Source organism: Micromonospora sp. CPCC 206061, assembly GCF_036906915.1.
GTDB lineage: Bacteria > Actinomycetota > Actinomycetes > Mycobacteriales > Micromonosporaceae > Phytohabitans.
Genome location: NZ_JBAKHX010000203.1, coordinates 1 through 1,411, shown reverse-complemented (window position 1 = coordinate 1,411; position 1,411 = coordinate 1). Strand labels below are relative to the sequence as shown.

1 protein-coding gene is annotated in these 1,411 nt (G+C 68.9%); it reads right to left on the bottom strand.

The annotated features are described in order from the left end of the window. Positions 1-24 precede the first annotated feature (24 nt). A complete protein-coding gene (locus V6V89_RS41380) occupies positions 25-1,119 on the bottom strand; it encodes an IS110 family transposase (protein WP_334625214.1) in 1,095 nt (364 codons plus the stop codon). Positions 1,120-1,411 lie beyond the last annotated feature (292 nt).

Sequence of the window (1,411 nt, the reverse complement as noted above, 5' to 3'; positions counted from 1 at the left end):
GCCCTTGATCTGTGAAGGCTTGTGTCAAGTGGTGATGGCGTTGGTTTGGATGAAGCGGTAGAGGTTGCGGATGGTGTAGCGCTTGAGGCATCGAAGGATTTCTTTGGGGTTGAGGCCTTCGGTGGTGCGTCGGGTGATGTAGTCGCTGGTCGGGGTGTGGCCCATCCGCCGGCGGGCGGTGACGATGGTGTGCACGGCGGCGTTGAGGACACGGTCACCGCCGCGGTTGAGGCGGTGTCGGGTTACCCGTCCGGAGCTGGCTGGTAGTGGGCTGATCCCGCCGAGGGCGGCGAACGCGGCCTCGCTGTGGATCCGGCCGTGGTGGGACCAGACGGTGAGCAGGGTCGCGGCGGTGACCGGGCCGACGCCGGGTAGGTCGAGCAGGCCGGGGCATGCCTGTTTGACCAGTGTCCGGAGTTGTTTCTCGTTGGCGGTGATGACCTGGTTCAGGTCGTGGATGGTGGCGGCGGCGCGGCGTAGGGCCTGCAGCCGGACCTGGGTTTCCAGATCGGCGGTGGGGTCGTCGGGCAGGTTGCCGACCGCGGCCACCTGCCTGGTGGTGCTCAGCCCGCGCAGCTGTTCGCGTAGTTCGCCGGCGCCCAGTAGCAGGGATTTGAACAGGTTGATGGTGGCGGTGCGTATGTCGGTGTCGTGGCGGCGGGTGACCAGCAGTATCCGTAGGGCCTCGCGGGGGCCGTCGGCGCGGGGGTCGGCGTGCCGGGCGGTGGGATGCCGGTCGATGGCCAGGGCGCTCTGGGCGGCGTGGGTGGCATCGAGCGGGTCGGACTTGCCCCGCCGCCGGCGGCGGGTGTCGGGTTTGGGGGCCTCGACGACCCGTTGCCCGGCGGTTTTCAGGTGCCGGGTCAGGCCATGCCCGTGCGAGCGGGTGCCTTCCACCGCCCACAACATCCGCTGCCCGGTCGGGGTCGACGCCTCGGCCCAAGCCTGCAGCCGGGCGTAGCCGGCCGGGGTGGCCGGCAGTTCGGTCTGGGCCACGACCGCGCCGACCTCGTCGATCAGGGTCGCGGCGTGGGTGTCGGTGTGGGTATCGACCCCGATCACCCACGCGCGAGAGGACGGCCCGCGCTGCCGGAGGGCAGGATCTGCCAGGATGGTCAAGACGGTGGTTCCTTCCCGAGAAGCGGACAGCCGTTGCGACGGCGTCGGCCCGGGGCGAACTGCTGAACCATGGCATATCTGTGATGAGTCACGTGCTGTGGCACGGACAGGCTTCTGATCAGGCCAACGGACAGCGGACTGGGCCGACGCCGGCGACCCTGCGAGGACACGTCGAACGCGAAGACACGCCACAGGCGGTCAGATCAAGGGCGAGTCACTCCAAGATCACCGGCATCGAACCTAGCGGATCACGAACCCCCGGGCCCGATCACCACCCCTATAGAAGCGTCGA